At 48.7% G+C, this 14834-nt stretch carries 15 protein-coding genes; 7 read left to right on the forward strand and 8 right to left on the reverse strand.

What is annotated here, in order from left to right:
- Positions 1–111 precede the first annotated feature (111 nt).
- Positions 112–3066, forward strand: coding sequence for a DNA translocase FtsK (locus BQ5809_RS00735; protein ID WP_003785848.1), 2955 nt, complete (start codon positions 112–114; stop codon positions 3064–3066).
- Between the two features lie 205 nt (positions 3067–3271).
- Complete coding sequence (gene folB, locus BQ5809_RS00740) at positions 3272–3619, forward strand: dihydroneopterin aldolase (protein WP_003785846.1); 348 nt, start codon at positions 3272–3274, stop codon at positions 3617–3619.
- 36 nt (positions 3620–3655) lie between these two features.
- Here the strand turns inward: folB and BQ5809_RS11370 are convergent, their stop codons facing one another.
- From BQ5809_RS11370 to BQ5809_RS00750, 3 genes are read right to left on the reverse strand one after another with little or no spacing between them, the layout of a single operon-like run.
- On the reverse strand, positions 3656–3784 hold the full coding sequence (locus BQ5809_RS11370; RefSeq protein ID WP_003785845.1) for a hypothetical protein: 129 nt from the start codon (positions 3782–3784) through the stop codon (positions 3656–3658).
- On the reverse strand, positions 3771–4226 hold the full coding sequence (ruvX, locus tag BQ5809_RS00745; RefSeq protein WP_003785844.1) for a Holliday junction resolvase RuvX: 456 nt from the start codon (positions 4224–4226) through the stop codon (positions 3771–3773). Before ruvX ends, BQ5809_RS11370 begins: the two co-directional genes overlap by 14 nt.
- Positions 4219–4764, reverse strand: a complete 546-nt coding sequence (locus tag BQ5809_RS00750) for a YqgE/AlgH family protein (protein WP_032827621.1) — start codon at positions 4762–4764, stop codon at positions 4219–4221. The genes ruvX and BQ5809_RS00750 overlap by 8 nt, the downstream gene beginning before the upstream one ends.
- 187 nt (positions 4765–4951) lie before the next feature.
- Here BQ5809_RS00750 and BQ5809_RS11200 point away from each other — a divergent pair, with 187 nt between their 5' ends.
- A complete protein-coding gene (locus BQ5809_RS11200) occupies positions 4952–5860 on the forward strand; it encodes a flavin prenyltransferase UbiX (RefSeq protein WP_003785841.1) in 909 nt (302 codons plus the stop codon).
- A 181-nt stretch (positions 5861–6041) separates the two neighbouring features.
- Positions 6042–6530, forward strand: a complete 489-nt coding sequence (locus tag BQ5809_RS00760) for a copper chaperone PCu(A)C (RefSeq protein WP_003785840.1) — start codon at positions 6042–6044, stop codon at positions 6528–6530.
- 80 nt (positions 6531–6610) lie between these two features.
- Here the strand turns inward: BQ5809_RS00760 and trpS are convergent, their stop codons facing one another.
- From trpS to pyrB, 4 genes are all read right to left on the reverse strand, one after another.
- Positions 6611–7621, reverse strand: a complete 1011-nt coding sequence (gene trpS, locus BQ5809_RS00765) for a tryptophan--tRNA ligase (protein WP_003785839.1) — start codon at positions 7619–7621, stop codon at positions 6611–6613.
- 97 nt (positions 7622–7718) lie between these two features.
- Entirely contained in the window at positions 7719–8606 is an 888-nt protein-coding gene (gene hslO, locus BQ5809_RS00770; protein ID WP_032827619.1) for an Hsp33 family molecular chaperone HslO, read from the reverse strand.
- A 281-nt stretch (positions 8607–8887) separates the two neighbouring features.
- Entirely contained in the window at positions 8888–9346 is a 459-nt protein-coding gene (gene pyrI / locus BQ5809_RS00775; RefSeq protein ID WP_003785837.1) for an aspartate carbamoyltransferase regulatory subunit, read from the reverse strand.
- 14 nt (positions 9347–9360) lie between these two features.
- Positions 9361–10281, reverse strand: a complete 921-nt coding sequence (gene pyrB / locus BQ5809_RS00780; protein ID WP_003785836.1) for an aspartate carbamoyltransferase — start codon at positions 10279–10281, stop codon at positions 9361–9363.
- Positions 10282–10433: 152 nt separating this feature from the next.
- Between pyrB and BQ5809_RS10110 the strand changes: the two genes are divergently transcribed.
- The 3 genes from BQ5809_RS10110 (at position 10434) to mutL (ending at position 14325) form a co-directional block, all read left to right on the forward strand.
- The gene (locus BQ5809_RS10110; protein ID WP_200778896.1) at positions 10434–10574 is read left to right on the forward strand and encodes a PT domain-containing protein; all 141 of its coding nucleotides are present in this window, start codon (positions 10434–10436) and stop codon (positions 10572–10574) included.
- Between the two features lie 68 nt (positions 10575–10642).
- A complete protein-coding gene (locus BQ5809_RS00790) occupies positions 10643–12355 on the forward strand; it encodes a hypothetical protein (protein ID WP_155114347.1) in 1713 nt (570 codons plus the stop codon).
- A 95-nt stretch (positions 12356–12450) separates the two neighbouring features.
- Positions 12451–14325 (forward strand): DNA mismatch repair endonuclease MutL, encoded by a 1875-nt coding sequence (gene mutL, locus BQ5809_RS00795; protein ID WP_003785835.1) that lies wholly within the window; start codon positions 12451–12453, stop codon positions 14323–14325.
- A gap of 79 nt (positions 14326–14404) precedes the next feature.
- On the opposite strand, the gene BQ5809_RS00800 is transcribed toward mutL, so the two are convergent.
- Positions 14405–14821, reverse strand: coding sequence for a ProQ/FINO family protein (locus BQ5809_RS00800; protein ID WP_003785834.1), 417 nt, complete (start codon positions 14819–14821; stop codon positions 14405–14407).
- Positions 14822–14834 lie beyond the last annotated feature (13 nt).

Here is a 14834-nt window from a genome sequence, read left to right on the forward strand (position 1 = left end):
AGTTTGCAGGCTGCTTGAAAAACGGTAAAATCTGCGATCTATTATTCTTGATAAAAAATACTATACAGCCTGCATCAGTCAGTGCAGGCTGCTTTGACGGAGTTTTGAATTATGTTGTATTTGGTCATTATTGCCATGATTGCGTTACTCGGTGCGCTCGCCTATTGGCAACACCAGCAAGAAAAAGCATGGCTTGCCCAGCTCAACAATCCAACCGACGACATCGCCGAACCGAGCGAGCCTGAATCCGAATCGCCCTTATCTGAAACCATCGAATTGCTGGGCAACCCACAGCCGTACAAACCGTTACACTACACCGTGCCAAAAAGCGAAGTTCAGGCGCAACCCGATGTGCCTGCCGAAATTGAAATCGCCCCAACCGAATTGGAAGTGAAATCAACCGAACAGTCAGACGAATCGCCTGCGCCAACTGTGACAACCGACCTGATTGATGTCACCCATATCCAGCCTACATCGCTAATTTTTGAAGATATCAAGCCCGAGCCAGCCGCAGACGAAACCAACGATTTCGCCTTTGAATTATTGGCAGAAACCACACCAGAAATCATCACGCCCGAAGAAACTGCGCGTAATTTGCAACTGGTACACAAGCTGCAACAAGCCGAACAGCCAGCCGTGTGCATTGACCGTAGCGTAGAAGTGGAAGAAGAAATCATCATCCCCGAACGCGAAATTATCAGCAGCGAAGAAGCCACGCGCTTTTTGCATACTTCGCTCACAAGCAGCCTGCACACACCAATTGAACCCGATGTCATCATCAAAGAAGAATCGCTGTTTACGCCTGCTTCTGTGATTACTTCGCGCGACCCCGCTTTGCATCGCGTTCGCCAGCGCACTTTAACCGAATTAGCCGAAATCGCGCCCAGCGATGACGTAGTACAAATTGAAATTGATGACGAACCACTAAAAAAAACAGAAGAAATCGCGTTAGACACCACCCCAGATGAAGAAATTGAAATTGTGCAGGCTGCTTTGCTTACTCAAACCAAGCCAGAAGAAATCATTTTGCCAACTCAATCGGTGGAGCTGGAAACCATTCACATTGACGGCATCAAAGCCAGCTTGCATCGCCAGCGTTTGGCGCGTCAGCAAACTGCGCCTGCATCATCAAGCGATACGCTATCTATGCCATCATCGCCCGATTTAGACGTGATTCCTGCGCGTGAAGTGTGGGCAAATTTGTCTAATACACGCCTTGCGCCGTCTCGTTTGTCGCGCAAAAACCGTCAAGAATCGCGCCCTGCACCAACTCCAAGCAGCCTGCACACGATTACGCCGATTGCAGGCGTGGCGGTAGCAGAAGTCGCAGCGTTCCCAGCATCGCCCATTCCTGCGCCCGAAATTGTTGAGCCTGTTAGCTTTGCTCACAACACACCACACGCAGAAGAATTTGCCGCACATTTTTTCGCGCCAAAGCAGCCTGCACAGCCAAAGTCCCCTATCGCCCCAGTCGCGCCTGCGCCTATTGTGCAGGCTGCTTCTTCCAGCGAAGACACCACTTGGCTAGACGACAGCAGCGATACATTAAATGAAGCCGATTTCGCGGCATACTACGCCCAGCAGGAACAAGCGCAAACCAACAGCACTTTGCCACCGCTCACCCTATTGCAACCTGCCAAACACAATCCTGCTGCCGTACAAAGCCCCGAAGCCTTGCTCGACAACAGCATCGTGATTGAAGAAAAATTGGCTGAATACAAAGTCAAAGTTAAAGTGTTGGACGCTTATGCAGGGCCCGTAATTACGCGCTACGAAATTGAGCCAGATGTCGGCGTGCGCGGCAATTCCGTTATCAACTTGGAAAAAGACTTGGCGCGTTCGCTGGGCGTGGCTTCCATTCGCGTGGTAGAGACAATCCCAGGTAAAACCTGCATGGGCTTGGAGTTGCCCAATCCCAAACGCCAAATGATAGGCTTGCGCGAAGTGTTGGATTCGGAGCAATTTGCGCGTAGCACGTCCAAGCTAACCCTTGCGTTGGGACAAGATATTTCGGGCAATCCAGTGGTTACTGACCTTGCCAAAGCACCGCATTTGTTGGTGGCAGGCACAACAGGCTCGGGCAAATCGGTGGGCGTAAACAGCATGATTTTGTCTATGCTCTACAAAGCCACACCCGAAGAAGTCCGCATGATTATGATTGACCCGAAAATGCTGGAATTGTCGGTGTATGAAGGCATACCACATCTGCTCGCGCCAGTGGTTACCGACATGAAACTCGCCGCCAACGCACTAACGTGGTGCGTAAACGAAATGGAAAAACGCTACCGTTTGATGAGCCACGTTGGTGTGCGTAACCTAGATGGCTACAACCAAAAAATCGCACAGGCTGCTTCGCGTGGGCAAAAAATCGCCAATCCGTTTAGCCTAACGCCGCAAGACCCCGAACCGCTAGAAAAATTACCGTCTATCGTTGTTGTGGTAGATGAATTTGCCGATTTAATGATGGTAGCAGGCAAACAAATTGAACAGCTCATCGCACGATTGGCACAAAAAGCTCGCGCGGCAGGCATTCATTTGATTTTGGCAACCCAGCGACCCAGCGTAGATGTGATTACAGGCTTGATTAAAGCCAACATTCCCACGCGCATCGCATTCCAAGTGTCGAGCAAAATTGACAGCCGCACTGTGTTAGACCAAATGGGCGCAGAAAACCTGTTAGGACAAGGCGATATGCTGTTCTTGCCCCCAGGTGTTGCCTATCCGCAGCGCGTGCATGGCGCATTTGTGGCAGACAACGAAGTCCACGCGATTGTGGATTACCTAAAACAATTTGGCGAACCCGATTACATTGACGACATTTTGATGCCCGAGCAAGACGAGTTCAATTTCACAAGGCAAAGCAGCGAGCGCGACCCCTTGTTTGACCAAGCGGTAGAAGTGATTGTGCGTACCAAAAAAGCCAGCATTTCATCGTTGCAACGCCACCTGCGAATTGGCTACAACAAAGCAGCGACTTTAATCGACCAACTGGAAGCAGAAGGCATTGTGTCCGCCGCCGACCATTTGGGCAAACGCACGATTTTGGCACGTCAGAGCGAATCTTAATCGCGCAAAATAAAGTGCAGGCTGCTTTTCGCGCAAAAATCGCCCCAAAAGCAGCCTGCACTTTATTTCTGCCGTCATTCCTAGATAGGCAGGAATCCAGCAAACTATTTAGACAACAGAACACTATTCTGATAATTAAATCCGCCAGATAGATTCCCGCCTGCGCGGGAATGACGAAGTTATCGTTTCATCAAAGGAAACCCAAATGGACAAAATCTTTTTGCACGGCATGAAAGCCGACACCCTAATCGGCGTATATGAATGGGAACGCCAGCAACGCCAAACTGTGCTGCTGGATTTAGACATCGCCCTGCCCGAACAAGCCACCCAGCAAGACGACATCGCCCAAACCATTCACTATGGCGAAGTGTGCCAGCAACTGCGCCAACAGCTTGCCACGCGCGATTTTTTGCTGCTAGAAAGTTTGGCGCAATACGTTGCCGATTTCATTTTGACCGACTTTGGCGCAAAATGGGTGCGCGTTCGCATTACCAAATTGGGGATTTTGCCCAATGTACAAAACGTGGGCGTGGAAATCGAACGCACAAAATAAATCATCATAACAATGTATTAAAAGCAGCCTGCATTTTTAAAGGTGCAGGCTGCTTTTTTTGTATTCGGAGAGCGTATCGTTCGGCTGCTGCGAATTGAAGCGTGGGTATGGCGGCGCAACGCCATGTTCGTGCTTATGCTGCAAATGGTCGCTATTCCCGTCCATTAAAATATTCCTGTGCGCCGCTATCAAAAAAACTTTGCAATATGGCTTGGGCGGCAACTTGGTCTAGCTTGGCTTTTTGTTTGCGCCCGAACACTTGGGCTTGACGCAAGAGTTCTTCGGCATACACGGACGATAGGCGTTCATCTACCCAATACACGGGCAAGGCGAAGCGTCCATGCAGCCTGCGCCCGAATTTGCGTGCTAGCTGCGTGATTTCGTGTTCTGTGCCGTCCAAATGGCTGGGCAAGCCGACTACCAAACAGCTTGGTTGCCATGCTTGGATTTGTTTGGCAATTTGAGCGAATTTGTCGTCGTTGCTTTGCCCTGTAATCGTGATAAGTGGGTGGGCGATGCCGATGCTGGCTTCGCCTTGTGCCACGCCGATGCGCTGTTCGCCAAAATCAAAGGCGAGCGCACTGCCTTGTGTGGGAGGCTTATGCATGACCTGCTCCCATTAAGTTTTCCAAACGCACGCCCAATTTGTTGAGTGCGGCACGATAGCGTTCTTCGGCTGGGGTGTGGAACAAAATGTCTTGGTCGGCTGGTACGACTAGCCAATCGTTTTGGGCGATTTCTTGTTCTAGCTGCCCTTTTTTCCAGCTGGAATAGCCAATGGTTAGCAGCGCGTGGTCAATTTCATCGTCTTTGGCTAAACCGTCTATGATATCGCGCGATGTGGTCAGCGAGAGTTCGTCGCTAATGTGCAGGCTGCTTTCCCAGTTGCCAACAGGCGTGTGCAACACAAAGCCGCGTTCGGTTTGCACAGGCCCGCCCATCATCACATATTGCCCAGCAAAACGCGCTGGCGTGTTTTGTCCAATCGCCGCAAACACCACTTCCATGTGTACGGGCGATGGTTTGTTAATCACAATCCCCATTGCGCCCGATTCTTGATGTTCGCCAATCAGTACCACGCTGTGTTCAAACATCGGATCGCGCAACGATGGAGTGGCAATTAAAAAATGTTCGGCTAAATTCATTTTGCTTATCCGTTGTTTTGATATAGGTTGCCAATATGGTGCTGCTGGCGGTTTTTGCAAGTGCAGGCTGCTTTTTATAATACTTTATAGCTATTTTTATCATGAAATACTGGATATATATACTCAATCAGCAAAATGCAGTACAATCAACCCAGTAAAACTTAACAATCGCACAAGGAAACTTAATATGAAAGCCGAATTACAAGCCATTCGTTTAGAAAATTTTCATAAATTGGTACAAGAAGCAGGCACAATCGCCAAATTAGCGCGCCGTTGCGGTTATGATAAACCTGTTTACTTATACCAAGTAAACGCCCAAAAAGTCAAAGCTAACGGCAAAACCATGGGCATTGGCTCGCTCATGGCAAAAAAACTGGAAAGCGGCATGAACAAACCCGCAGGCTGGTTGAGCCAACGCCACGATGACTCGCAACCTAGCACTACACGCGCCGCTTTTTCTGCCACACCAGCGCAATCCGAAAGCAGCCTGCACGGCATCAACACCATCACATTGGCGTTTACAGGCGCATCGGGTATGCCTTATGGCATGCGCTTGCTCGAAGTGTTGTTGCAAATGGGTAAAACCGTGTATTTGGTTTACTCGCAAGCCGCTCAAATTGTTGCACAACAAGAAATGAGCTTTGCTTTGCCGACTTCGCCAGCCGAAGCGCAAACTTTGTTGTGCAAACATTTCAACTGTGCGCCCGAACAGCTTTATGTGTTTGGCACAAAAGAGTGGTTCGCGCCCATCGCATCGGGTAATGCCGTTGCCGATGCCATGATTATTTGCCCGGCCAGCATGGGAACAGTTGCCGCCATCGCACATGGCACAGCCGACACGCTGCTGGAACGCGCTGCCGATGTGGCGATTAAAGAAAAACGCCCATTGATTTTAGTGCCGCGCGAAGCACCGTTTTCTACTTTGCATTTGGAAAACATGCTCAAACTCTCGCAACTGGGCTGCACTATTTTGCCGCCAGCCGCAGGTTTCTATCATCAACCCAAAACCGTTGAAGATATGGTGGATTTTGTTGTGGCGCGTATTCTTGACCAACTGCGCTTACCACATCAGCTCATGCCCAAATGGGGACAATAATGGAAGGTTTGTACGAACTGGTTTCGCTACTGATTCGCTTTGTAGCGTGGCTGTTCCAGTTATTCACACCTTCTGAATGAATCTTTGACATAAAGCAATTTGCAGGCTGCTTCGATACGCTTATAATTCAACGCGCAGGCAGCCTGCAACTTTTTTAATTTGTTTACAACGGAGTTTTATTATGAAGAAAACACTCGCTATTTTAGCCGCAACCGTTTTGTGCCAAACTGCCTTTGCGCAAGGCATTGAAGCGAGCGAAGCCTATGCCTACCCAACTTTGCAGGGCATGAAACAAGGCGGCATTTTTATTAACCTAAAAAACACCGATGCCACCGACAATAAATTGATTGGTGCAAGCGTAGAGAAAAACATTGCTAGCAAAACCGAATTGCACACGCATATTAACGACAACGGCGTGATGCGTATGCGCGAAGTAAAAGGCGGTATTCCGTTGCCAGCAGGTCAAACGCAAGAATTGAAGCGCGGCGGCTATCATGTGATGATTTTTGACGTGGTTAAACCATTGCAAGTGGGCGATAAATTCCCTGTAACGCTCAAATTCCAAAACGGCAAACCGCAAACCCTGACCGTAACCGTGCGTGAAATGGCTCACGGCATGGCTGGTCATGGTCATGACCACGGTGCGACTCCTGCTCCACATAAACACTAATCTGTTCTGTTTGCTTAAATAAAGTGCAGGCTGCTTTTGAAATTACACAAAGGCAGCCTGCACTTTTTATCCAACTCAATTTACTTCAATGTGCGAATCCCTACCGCATCTTTAACCTGCGCCAACAATTCACGCGCTTCCACTCGCGCCTTGCTTGCGCCTGCTTGTAAAATGTCTTCAATACGACTTGGGTTAGCGATTAAATCGTTGTACACATCGGTTTTACTGTCCAATTCTTCGCCGATTTTTGCCGACAAGATTTTCTTCGCTTCGCCCCAAGCCAAGCCATCATTCAAGGCCTGCTCAAACGCCACCGTTTCGCTGGGCGTGGCAAACGCTTGATAAATTTCAAACAACGGGCTTTCGTTTTTTTGCTTCGGTTCACCTGGTTCTTTTAAATTGGTCACGATTTTGTTTACCGCTTTTTGACGCTGTTTTGGCGTTTGGAACAGTGGAATGGTGTTGCCATACGATTTAGACATTTTGCGTCCGTCCAAGCCAACCAATAAATGCACGTTTTCATCGGTTTTGGCTTCGGGCAACACAAACAATTCTTTGCCAAAACGATGGTTGAAGCGTTGCGCAATATCGCGTGCCATTTCAACGTGTTGAATTTGGTCGCGACCCACAGGTACATCGTTGGCACGGAACATCAAAATATCTGCCGTCATCAAAATAGGATAGCTATATAAACCCATTTCCACTTCAAAATCGGGGTCTTGTTGTTCGGCGATATTTTTGTCCATCGCGGCTTTGTAGGCATGAGCGCGGTTCATCAGCCCTTTGGCGGTGATGCAAGTCAAAATCCAGTTCAGCTCCAAAATTTCGGGAATGTCGGATTGGCGATAAAACGTGGTGCGCTCGGTATCCAAGCCGCACGCAAGCCAAGTGGCTGCCACTGCACGTGTGGATTCATCAATCATGGCTGGGTCGTGGCATTTGATGATGCCGTGGTAGTTCGCCAAAAACAGATAGCTTTCTACGTTGTCTTGCGCAGCGGCACGAATGGCAGGGCGAATCGCGCCCACATAGTTGCCCAAATGGGGAATGCCTGTGGTGGTGACGCCTGTTAATACGCGGTGTTTGTTCATGGTGTTTGTCCGATTGCTTAAAAAGTAGAAATTTTAGCATAAAAAGCAGCCTGCACTTTTTTGGTTAATTAAAGTGCAGGCTGCTTTTTCATATTATTTACATCACTCGTGGCTTCGCGTGTTCTGCTTGAACTGCTGCCACAATGTCCGCGCCAAACAAGGCATTGACATCGGTTTCATCAAACGTGTAATGCTCGTTGCAGAAATCGCAATCCACCGTGATGCTGCCCTCTTCTGCCACGACTGCGCCGACTTCCTGTCCGCCCAACATCAGCAACATATCGCTCACTTTGCCACGCGAACAAGTGCAAGCAAATTCCAATGCTTCGGGTTCAAACACGCGCGGCGGGGTTTCGTGATACAGGCGATACAGCAAGTTTTGCGCGTCCAAATTCAGCAATTCGGTTGCGGTGAGCGTTTCGGCTAGCGCGGTAACGTGTTGCCATGCTTCGGGATTAGGCTGCTCTTCGGGCAAGCGTTGCAACAACAAACCGCCCACATGTTGCGCGTCTGCCGCCAAAGCGATGTAGGTTTCTAGCTGCTCCGAACGCGCCATATAGTGCATCAACATACTGGCGATGCTGCCACCTTCCAATGGCACAACGCCTTGCCACGGCTCGCCGTCTTTGGGCTGCACGGTCAAAACAAACACGCTGTTGTCGCCCAGCAAGGTGTTTAAATCGGCATCATCGGCAATGGCAACGTGTTCGTCCCAGCGAGCGGTAGCGCGAACGGTATGTTCCGAAGTCGCTTCTACCACCAACATTTTTAATACGCCCTGCCCTTGCACTTGCACGATGAGCGTACCGTCTAATTTTAGGTTGCTGGATAACAAGCTGCCTGCTGCCAGCAATTCGCCCAGAGCGCGTTGAATGGCGACTGAATAATGTTTGCGCTGCAAAATGTGTTGCCAAACACCGCCTAGTTGCGTGTGTAAGCCACGAATGGGCATATCGTCAAAAATAAAGCGGATTCTTTCGTTCATATTGTGTTCTTTCGTTTTGTGATTTGGTTGATTAAAATAAAAATGATACAAGGCGACAACAACCGCCGTGTACGATAAGTATAGTGAAATGAAATTGCAATAGGACGGTGTTGCCAACGCCCTTATGTGCTATTTGCACACGGCGTGCGTTGTCGCCTTGTCCTATTTTTATTTCATTTCACTATACATAAGGGTGTTGGCAACGCCGTATCATTGCGATTTTAATCAACCATGCGTGGCTAAATGGGTGCAGGCTGCTTTTTTGCAAGATTCAATTTGTTTTACGCCTCGTCCACCATTTCTCGCGCAAAAGTCTTTTCGCAATAATGGCATTTTAGTTTGGTTTGTCCCTTATATTCGCGCACATAAAACAAACTGCGAACAGGCTCAACATGGCTGGCACAGTTGGCATTGGGGCAACGGAACACTTCGGCGATGGATTCGGGCAACTGCAATTTCATCTTTCGCACCACCGCAAAGTTTTCAATTTGATTGACCACCGCATTGGGCGAAAACAATGCCAAACGGTTGGCATCTTGCTCCGAAAACTGCACGTTTTTAATCTTGATGATGTCTTTGCTGCCTTGACTTTGGCTGGGCAAATTGAACCCGACCGTTACTGCGTGTCCATAATGCAGCAGCTTAAATTGGCGCAAAATCGTCAAACCCAAGCCTGCTGGAATGTGGTCAATCACTGTGCCATTTTCAATCGCTTCCACGCTTAATTGTTGATTTTTCATGTTATTCCATTCCTTTATACTTGTTGATTGAGTACCAAAGCCAGCATCGCCATTCGCGCATACATGCCGTTTGCCGCCTGCTCAAAATAATACGCATACGGCGTGTCATCTACATCGGGCGCGATTTCATCAACACGCGGCAAGGGGTGCAACACCCGCAAATTCGGTTTTGCATTCTGCAACATCGCCGCATTCAAATTGAATTTGCCTTGAATTTTGGCGAATTCTTCTTCATCAAAACGCTCGCGCTGCACACGGGTCATATACAAAATATCTGCCCACTCAATCGCCTGTTCCAAGCTGTCAAAAGTTTGCCAAGTGCAGGCTGCTTCGTCCAATTCCTGCGTAATGTAATCGGGCATTGCCAAGCTGTTGGGCGACACAAACGCAAATTCGCATTGAAATAGCTTCAACGCCTGCGCCAACGAATGCACGGTGCGACCGTATTTTAAATCGCCACACATCGCAATTTTTAAACCGTGCAGGCTGCCTTGCGTTTCGTAAATCGTAACCAAATCCAGCAAAGTTTGGCTGGGGTGCTGATTTGTGCCATCGCCTGCGTTGATGACTGGCACGCGCGAAAATTCTGCCAACACACGCGCTGCACCGTCTTTGGGGTGGCGTTGGATAATCGCATCGGCATAATTGCTGATGATTCGCGCCGTGTCGGCAAGCGTTTCGCCTTTTTTCGCGCTGGTGTTTGCGCCATCGGCAAAACCAATCACTTTGCCGCCCAAGCGTTGTACCGCCGTTTCAAACGACAAGCGTGTGCGTGTTGATGGCTCAAAAAAGCACGATGCGATGATTTTGCCGTCTAGCAATTTATCTTGTGGATTATGTTTTAATTTCAATGCTGTATCCAGCAATAGTTGTAATTGCGCCACGCTTAAATCGGCAACCGAGATGATGTTTTGTTGATAGAGTGAGTTGGGCATAACAGGCTTTCGGAGTAGGAAAAACGGTGCGGATTATATCATTTGGGCGATGAAAAGCAGCGTGCACTTTTTGATAATATTTCACAATTTATAGATGTTAAACTCTTTGAATCTTGGTAAAATAGCTTGATTTTTTAAAAACGGAGAAAATAATGTCGTCCAACCAACCAACCAACCAACCAACCAACCAACCAACCAACCAACCAACCAACCAACCAACCAACCAACCAACCAACCAACCAACCAACCAACCAACCAACCAACCAACCAACCAACCAACCAACGTAAACTAAACTACCCCAGCGATTACATTCCCTATGAAATTCGCGCTCAAATCACGCAAATTGACCCCAATTTGGACGTGTTCTGGCAACAAAATCTAAACGATATTTTTACCACTCTTTCGCCGCAAGACCGCAAAAACGTGGCGCAACAAATTCTCGCGCCCAAGCACATTTTTTGGAATGCCGACAAAAAAGTGTTTGAATACAAAGAAAGCGTGCAAACTTTAGCGCAGGCGGCAAACGCTGTTCCCACGTCATTCAAAAAGCTTAAAGTGTTGGCAAACCAAGTGGCGCAGAGCTTGTCTTTGTTGCAAAACGACTACCACGAAGCCACGCAAATCGCCGATTATTTGGAAAATATGTTGGAAAAAATCCAGCTTTTTGATTGCGACAACGATTTGGAACAGCATATTTGTAAACAAAATGTTTACCGCGCCTTTATTTATGCAGCTGCCGACGTGATTCGCAATAAGCAAAATTTGGAATTGCCGCCCAATGCGCGAAAATTGCATGTTAATGCGGTTAAAGTGTTCATCAACGAAGTGTATTTAAAACAACAATTATTGGGCTATGCGTTTAAAACGGTGCGAAATCGTCAGCTTTTGGCGCACCCACACCCGTTGATGTCGCAATTTTTGGCGCACGAACAAAAAACGCGCCAGTTGGAAGTTGTCCGCGCTTCGGGCTATTTGTTTGCGATTGCGCCAATGTTGGAATACAGCAGCAATCCGTTTGGCATTCGCCGCTTTTTGGAAGAAGAGCGTTTGTTTGGCGGTTCATTGTTGCTGCACGGCGCATCGTATAATGCAGCGTATTTGTCGGGCAGCCGTCCGCCAACCGAGCTGTTTTTCCAAAAGCAAATTGAGTTCATTATTACGATTCAAGGCAATATCCGCAAAGTGGTCATGGATTTTATGGAGCAGTTGGACGTGTATCACGAAGAACGCTTGCTCACGCTGCTGTTTGCGCCGTTTGGCACGTCATCGGGCAGCCTGCAACAGGAAGTCCACAAGCGTTTGGCAGATTATGAAAAACTGCTCACAGTCGGGATTTTAGAGCCGCTTGCCAACAGTTTGCGCCGTTTGCCCAATCACCAAGATGAGTTTGATTTTATTTATGTGAGTATGCGACAACTGTTGGGCAAAATGATTGCTGCGTTACAGGATTTTCAAATGCAGCCTGCACTTTTGTTGGACGACCAAGTCAAAAGTTTGTTGGGACGTTTAACCGCGTATGCGACCTTTTTGGAAAAACGCCGCAGCGATGTGTTTGCCGAGTTGGAGCAAAACCAGTGGGCGGAAAACCACAAGCAAACGTTGTTGCCAATGAAGCACGTTCGCGGCGTGGCAAAAGACTATTTGGATGAATACCGCAAGCGCAAATATGCAGTGGACAAGCAGCAGCGTTTGTTGGAACAAACCGAAAGTCTGTTAGACAAATTGTTCAAGCGCAAGGCAGCGCAAGAGCGGGAATTGGAAGAGCTGAAAAAGGATTTGCGAAAAGTGCAATACGAAGCGCATAAGCAGTTGTGCTATCCACCTGAATCGGTGCTGCAATTAACCGTTCGTATGGAATTTGAAACGCAGTTGAACGTGCGCCCAGAAGAGCGCAATTTGGCGTTTCCCGATGGCGATAATGGCGTGTCGCGTTTGCCTATGGTTTTGACTTTGCCCGAAAATCGTTTGCAGTTTGATGTGAATGCGTTTGCCAAAGCGGTTAATGTGGGCGAACATGAAGATGAAGAGAAAATGTTGCACGAAGCGGAAAAGGTGTTGTTGAAGCGGACTTAAATCGGGCAAGAAAAAAGTGCAGGCTGCTTTTTAATCAAACAAAAGCAGCCTGCAATCTTTTATAATCACGCTTCTTTTATTTTGCTGACCCAATTATGTCGTCCATCATTCAACTCCCCGACCATTTAATCAACCAAATTGCCGCAGGCGAAGTGGTAGAACGCCCAGCCAACGCGCTCAAAGAAATCCTAGAAAACAGCTTGGACGCAGGCGCAACGCAAATCCAAATCGACATTGCAGGCGGCGGCATCAAGCTGATTCGCGTGTGCGACAACGGCAGCGGCATCGATGCCGAATCGCTGCCTTTGGCTTTGTCGCGCCACGCCACCAGCAAAATCAAAACGCTGTCCGATTTGGAGCGCGTTCGCAGCATGGGCTTTCGCGGCGAAGGCTTGGCGAGCGTGGCATCGGTGTCGCGCCTAACTTTGACCAGCCGCCCAGCCACGCAAGCCCACGCCGCGCAAATCAAGGCAGAAGACGGTGTGTTCCAGCCCGTGAGCGCGGCATCGCACCCAGTCGGCACAACGGTAGAAGTGGCGGAATTGTTTTTCAACACGCCTGCACGGCGCAAGTTTTTGAAATCGGAGTCCACCGAATACGCGCATTGTTTGACGATGGTAGAACGCTTGGCGTTGGCAAATCCCAACGTGGCGTTTACCTTAAAAAACAACGATAAATTGATTTTTGCCTATCCAGCGCAATCGCCAGAACAACGTGTCGCGCAGATTTTGGGCGCGGAATTTCACGCCGCCAGTTTGCCTGTGTCAAGCGAAAATGGCGCGTTGCAACTGAACGGTTTTGTCTCCAAGCCAACTTTTGCCAAAGGGAAATCGGATACGCAATATTTCTTTGTCAATCAACGTTTTGTGCGCGATAAAGTGATGCTGCACGCGGTTAAGCAAGCCTATCGCGATGTGTTGCACAATCAAATCACGCCTGCGTTCGCGCTGTTTTTGACGATTGACCCCAGTTTGGTTGATGTAAATATCCACCCAACCAAAACCGAAATCCGTTTTAGAGACAGCCAAGCGGTGCATCAACTGGTTTTCCATTGCGTAAACAAAGCATTAGCCAACACACGCGCCGATTTAACCAGCAGCGTCAGCAATGCAGGCGCGATTTTGCACGAACGAATGGCAAACGACACCGCTCACGAAATCGCCCCAAACGCATACGAAAGCAGCCTGCACACGCGCCCTACTCCGTCTGCATCGGTTGCGCCTGCGCCTTATGCGGCTTACCACGCGCCGCGCCAAAGCAGCCTGCCATTGCGCGAACGACAAGCCGCGCTGGATACTTATGCCGAGTTATATCGCCATGATGATGACATCGAGCCCATGCCAAGCCACACGGTGCAGGCTGCTTTACCAACCGAATCGCGCGAACAACACACTTTGGGCTTTGCTTTGGCGCAACTGCTGGGCATCTACATTTTGGCACAAACCGAAGACGGCTTAATTTTGGTAGATATGCATGCCGCTGCCGAGCGCATCAACTACGAAAAACTGAAAACCGCGCACCACGCCAATGGCATTCAAGCGCAAATGTTGTTGATTCCAGTCGTGTTTGCCGCCACGCATGCCGAACAAGCGGCGGTTGATGAATTTTCTCACAGCTTGCGCGAATACGGCTTGGATTTGGTCAATGCCGAAACAGGCAAAATCGCCGTCCGCACCGTGCCGAATATGTTGAGCAAAAGCGATGTGGCAACGTTGGCGCGAGAAGTGTTGCGCGATTTAATGGCAACAGGACAATCGCCCACCGTGCGCGATAGAGAAAACGAGATTTTGTCCACGATGGCGTGTCATGGTTCGGTGCGCGCTGGGCGACAATTAACCCTGCCCGAAATGAATGCCTTGTTGCGCGACATGGAGCAATTTCCGCGTAGCAATCAATGCAATCACGGCCGCCCCACTTGGGTGAAGATTGGTTTGGACGATTTAGATGCGCTGTTTTTGCGCGGACAGTAAGTTGTGTATATAAATAAAGTGCAGGCTGCTTTTTCACGGAAAAACCGTTTAAAAAGCAGCCTGCACTTTTTGTTTACTTTTATTCTTGATTAGATGCAGCAGCTTGTTTTGCCGCTTTGGCTTCGGCACGACGCGCATCTTGTTTTTCAATCGCTTCACGAATGCCAGGTTGTTCCAGCGCGTGTTGTTGCTCTTCCGCGCTCACTTCGCCTTGAAAACGATTGTTCAGATTAAAACGCTTGCCACCACGCGCCACCGCTTTGATGTATCGCGGACGGCGACAATGGTTTGCCAATGCTCGCTTAACCAATTCTGCGTTAAATTGCGGCAAAGCAGCAATCAATTCATTTTCCACGCCCACCGCCAATGGTTTGCATTTTTGAAAAACTTCATATTTATTATAAAGATATTCTGCAACCATATCAGTTTGCTTCTTTTTGCTCATCGCTTGCACCGCATTTTTCAACGCCGCGCCCAAAGCTGTTTCGTGTGTCATGTTTGTTCCCTAG

Source organism: Kingella kingae ATCC 23330 (genome assembly GCF_900111845.1).
Taxonomy (GTDB): domain Bacteria; phylum Pseudomonadota; class Gammaproteobacteria; order Burkholderiales; family Neisseriaceae; genus Kingella; species Kingella kingae.

Excerpts from the sequence above, each read along its gene's own strand:
- pyrB (WP_003785836.1), bottom strand. The coding sequence starts at position 10,281 with ATGCCCAACTCACTCTATCAACAAAACATCATCTCGGTTGCCGATTTA.
- BQ5809_RS00750 (WP_032827621.1), bottom strand. The coding sequence starts at position 4,764 with ATGAATTTAGCCGAACATTTTTTAATTGCCACTCCATCGTTGCGCGAT.
- hslO (WP_032827619.1), bottom strand. The coding sequence starts at position 8,606 with ATGAACGAAAGAATCCGCTTTATTTTTGACGATATGCCCATTCGTGGC.
- BQ5809_RS00760 (WP_003785840.1), top strand. The coding sequence starts at position 6,042 with ATGAAGAAAACACTCGCTATTTTAGCCGCAACCGTTTTGTGCCAAACT.
- folB (WP_003785846.1), top strand. The coding sequence starts at position 3,272 with ATGGACAAAATCTTTTTGCACGGCATGAAAGCCGACACCCTAATCGGC.
- BQ5809_RS11200 (WP_003785841.1), top strand. The coding sequence starts at position 4,952 with ATGAAAGCCGAATTACAAGCCATTCGTTTAGAAAATTTTCATAAATTG.
- BQ5809_RS11370 (WP_003785845.1), bottom strand. The coding sequence starts at position 3,784 with ATGGACGGGAATAGCGACCATTTGCAGCATAAGCACGAACATGGCGTT.
- BQ5809_RS00800 (WP_003785834.1), bottom strand. The coding sequence starts at position 14,821 with ATGACACACGAAACAGCTTTGGGCGCGGCGTTGAAAAATGCGGTGCAA.
- BQ5809_RS00735 (WP_003785848.1), top strand. The coding sequence starts at position 112 with ATGTTGTATTTGGTCATTATTGCCATGATTGCGTTACTCGGTGCGCTC.
- trpS (WP_003785839.1), bottom strand. The coding sequence starts at position 7,621 with ATGAACAAACACCGCGTATTAACAGGCGTCACCACCACAGGCATTCCC.
- ruvX (WP_003785844.1), bottom strand. The coding sequence starts at position 4,226 with ATGCATAAGCCTCCCACACAAGGCAGTGCGCTCGCCTTTGATTTTGGC.
- pyrI (WP_003785837.1), bottom strand. The coding sequence starts at position 9,346 with ATGAAAAATCAACAATTAAGCGTGGAAGCGATTGAAAATGGCACAGTG.
- mutL (WP_003785835.1), top strand. The coding sequence starts at position 12,451 with ATGTCGTCCATCATTCAACTCCCCGACCATTTAATCAACCAAATTGCC.
- BQ5809_RS10110 (WP_200778896.1), top strand. The coding sequence starts at position 10,434 with ATGTCGTCCAACCAACCAACCAACCAACCAACCAACCAACCAACCAAC.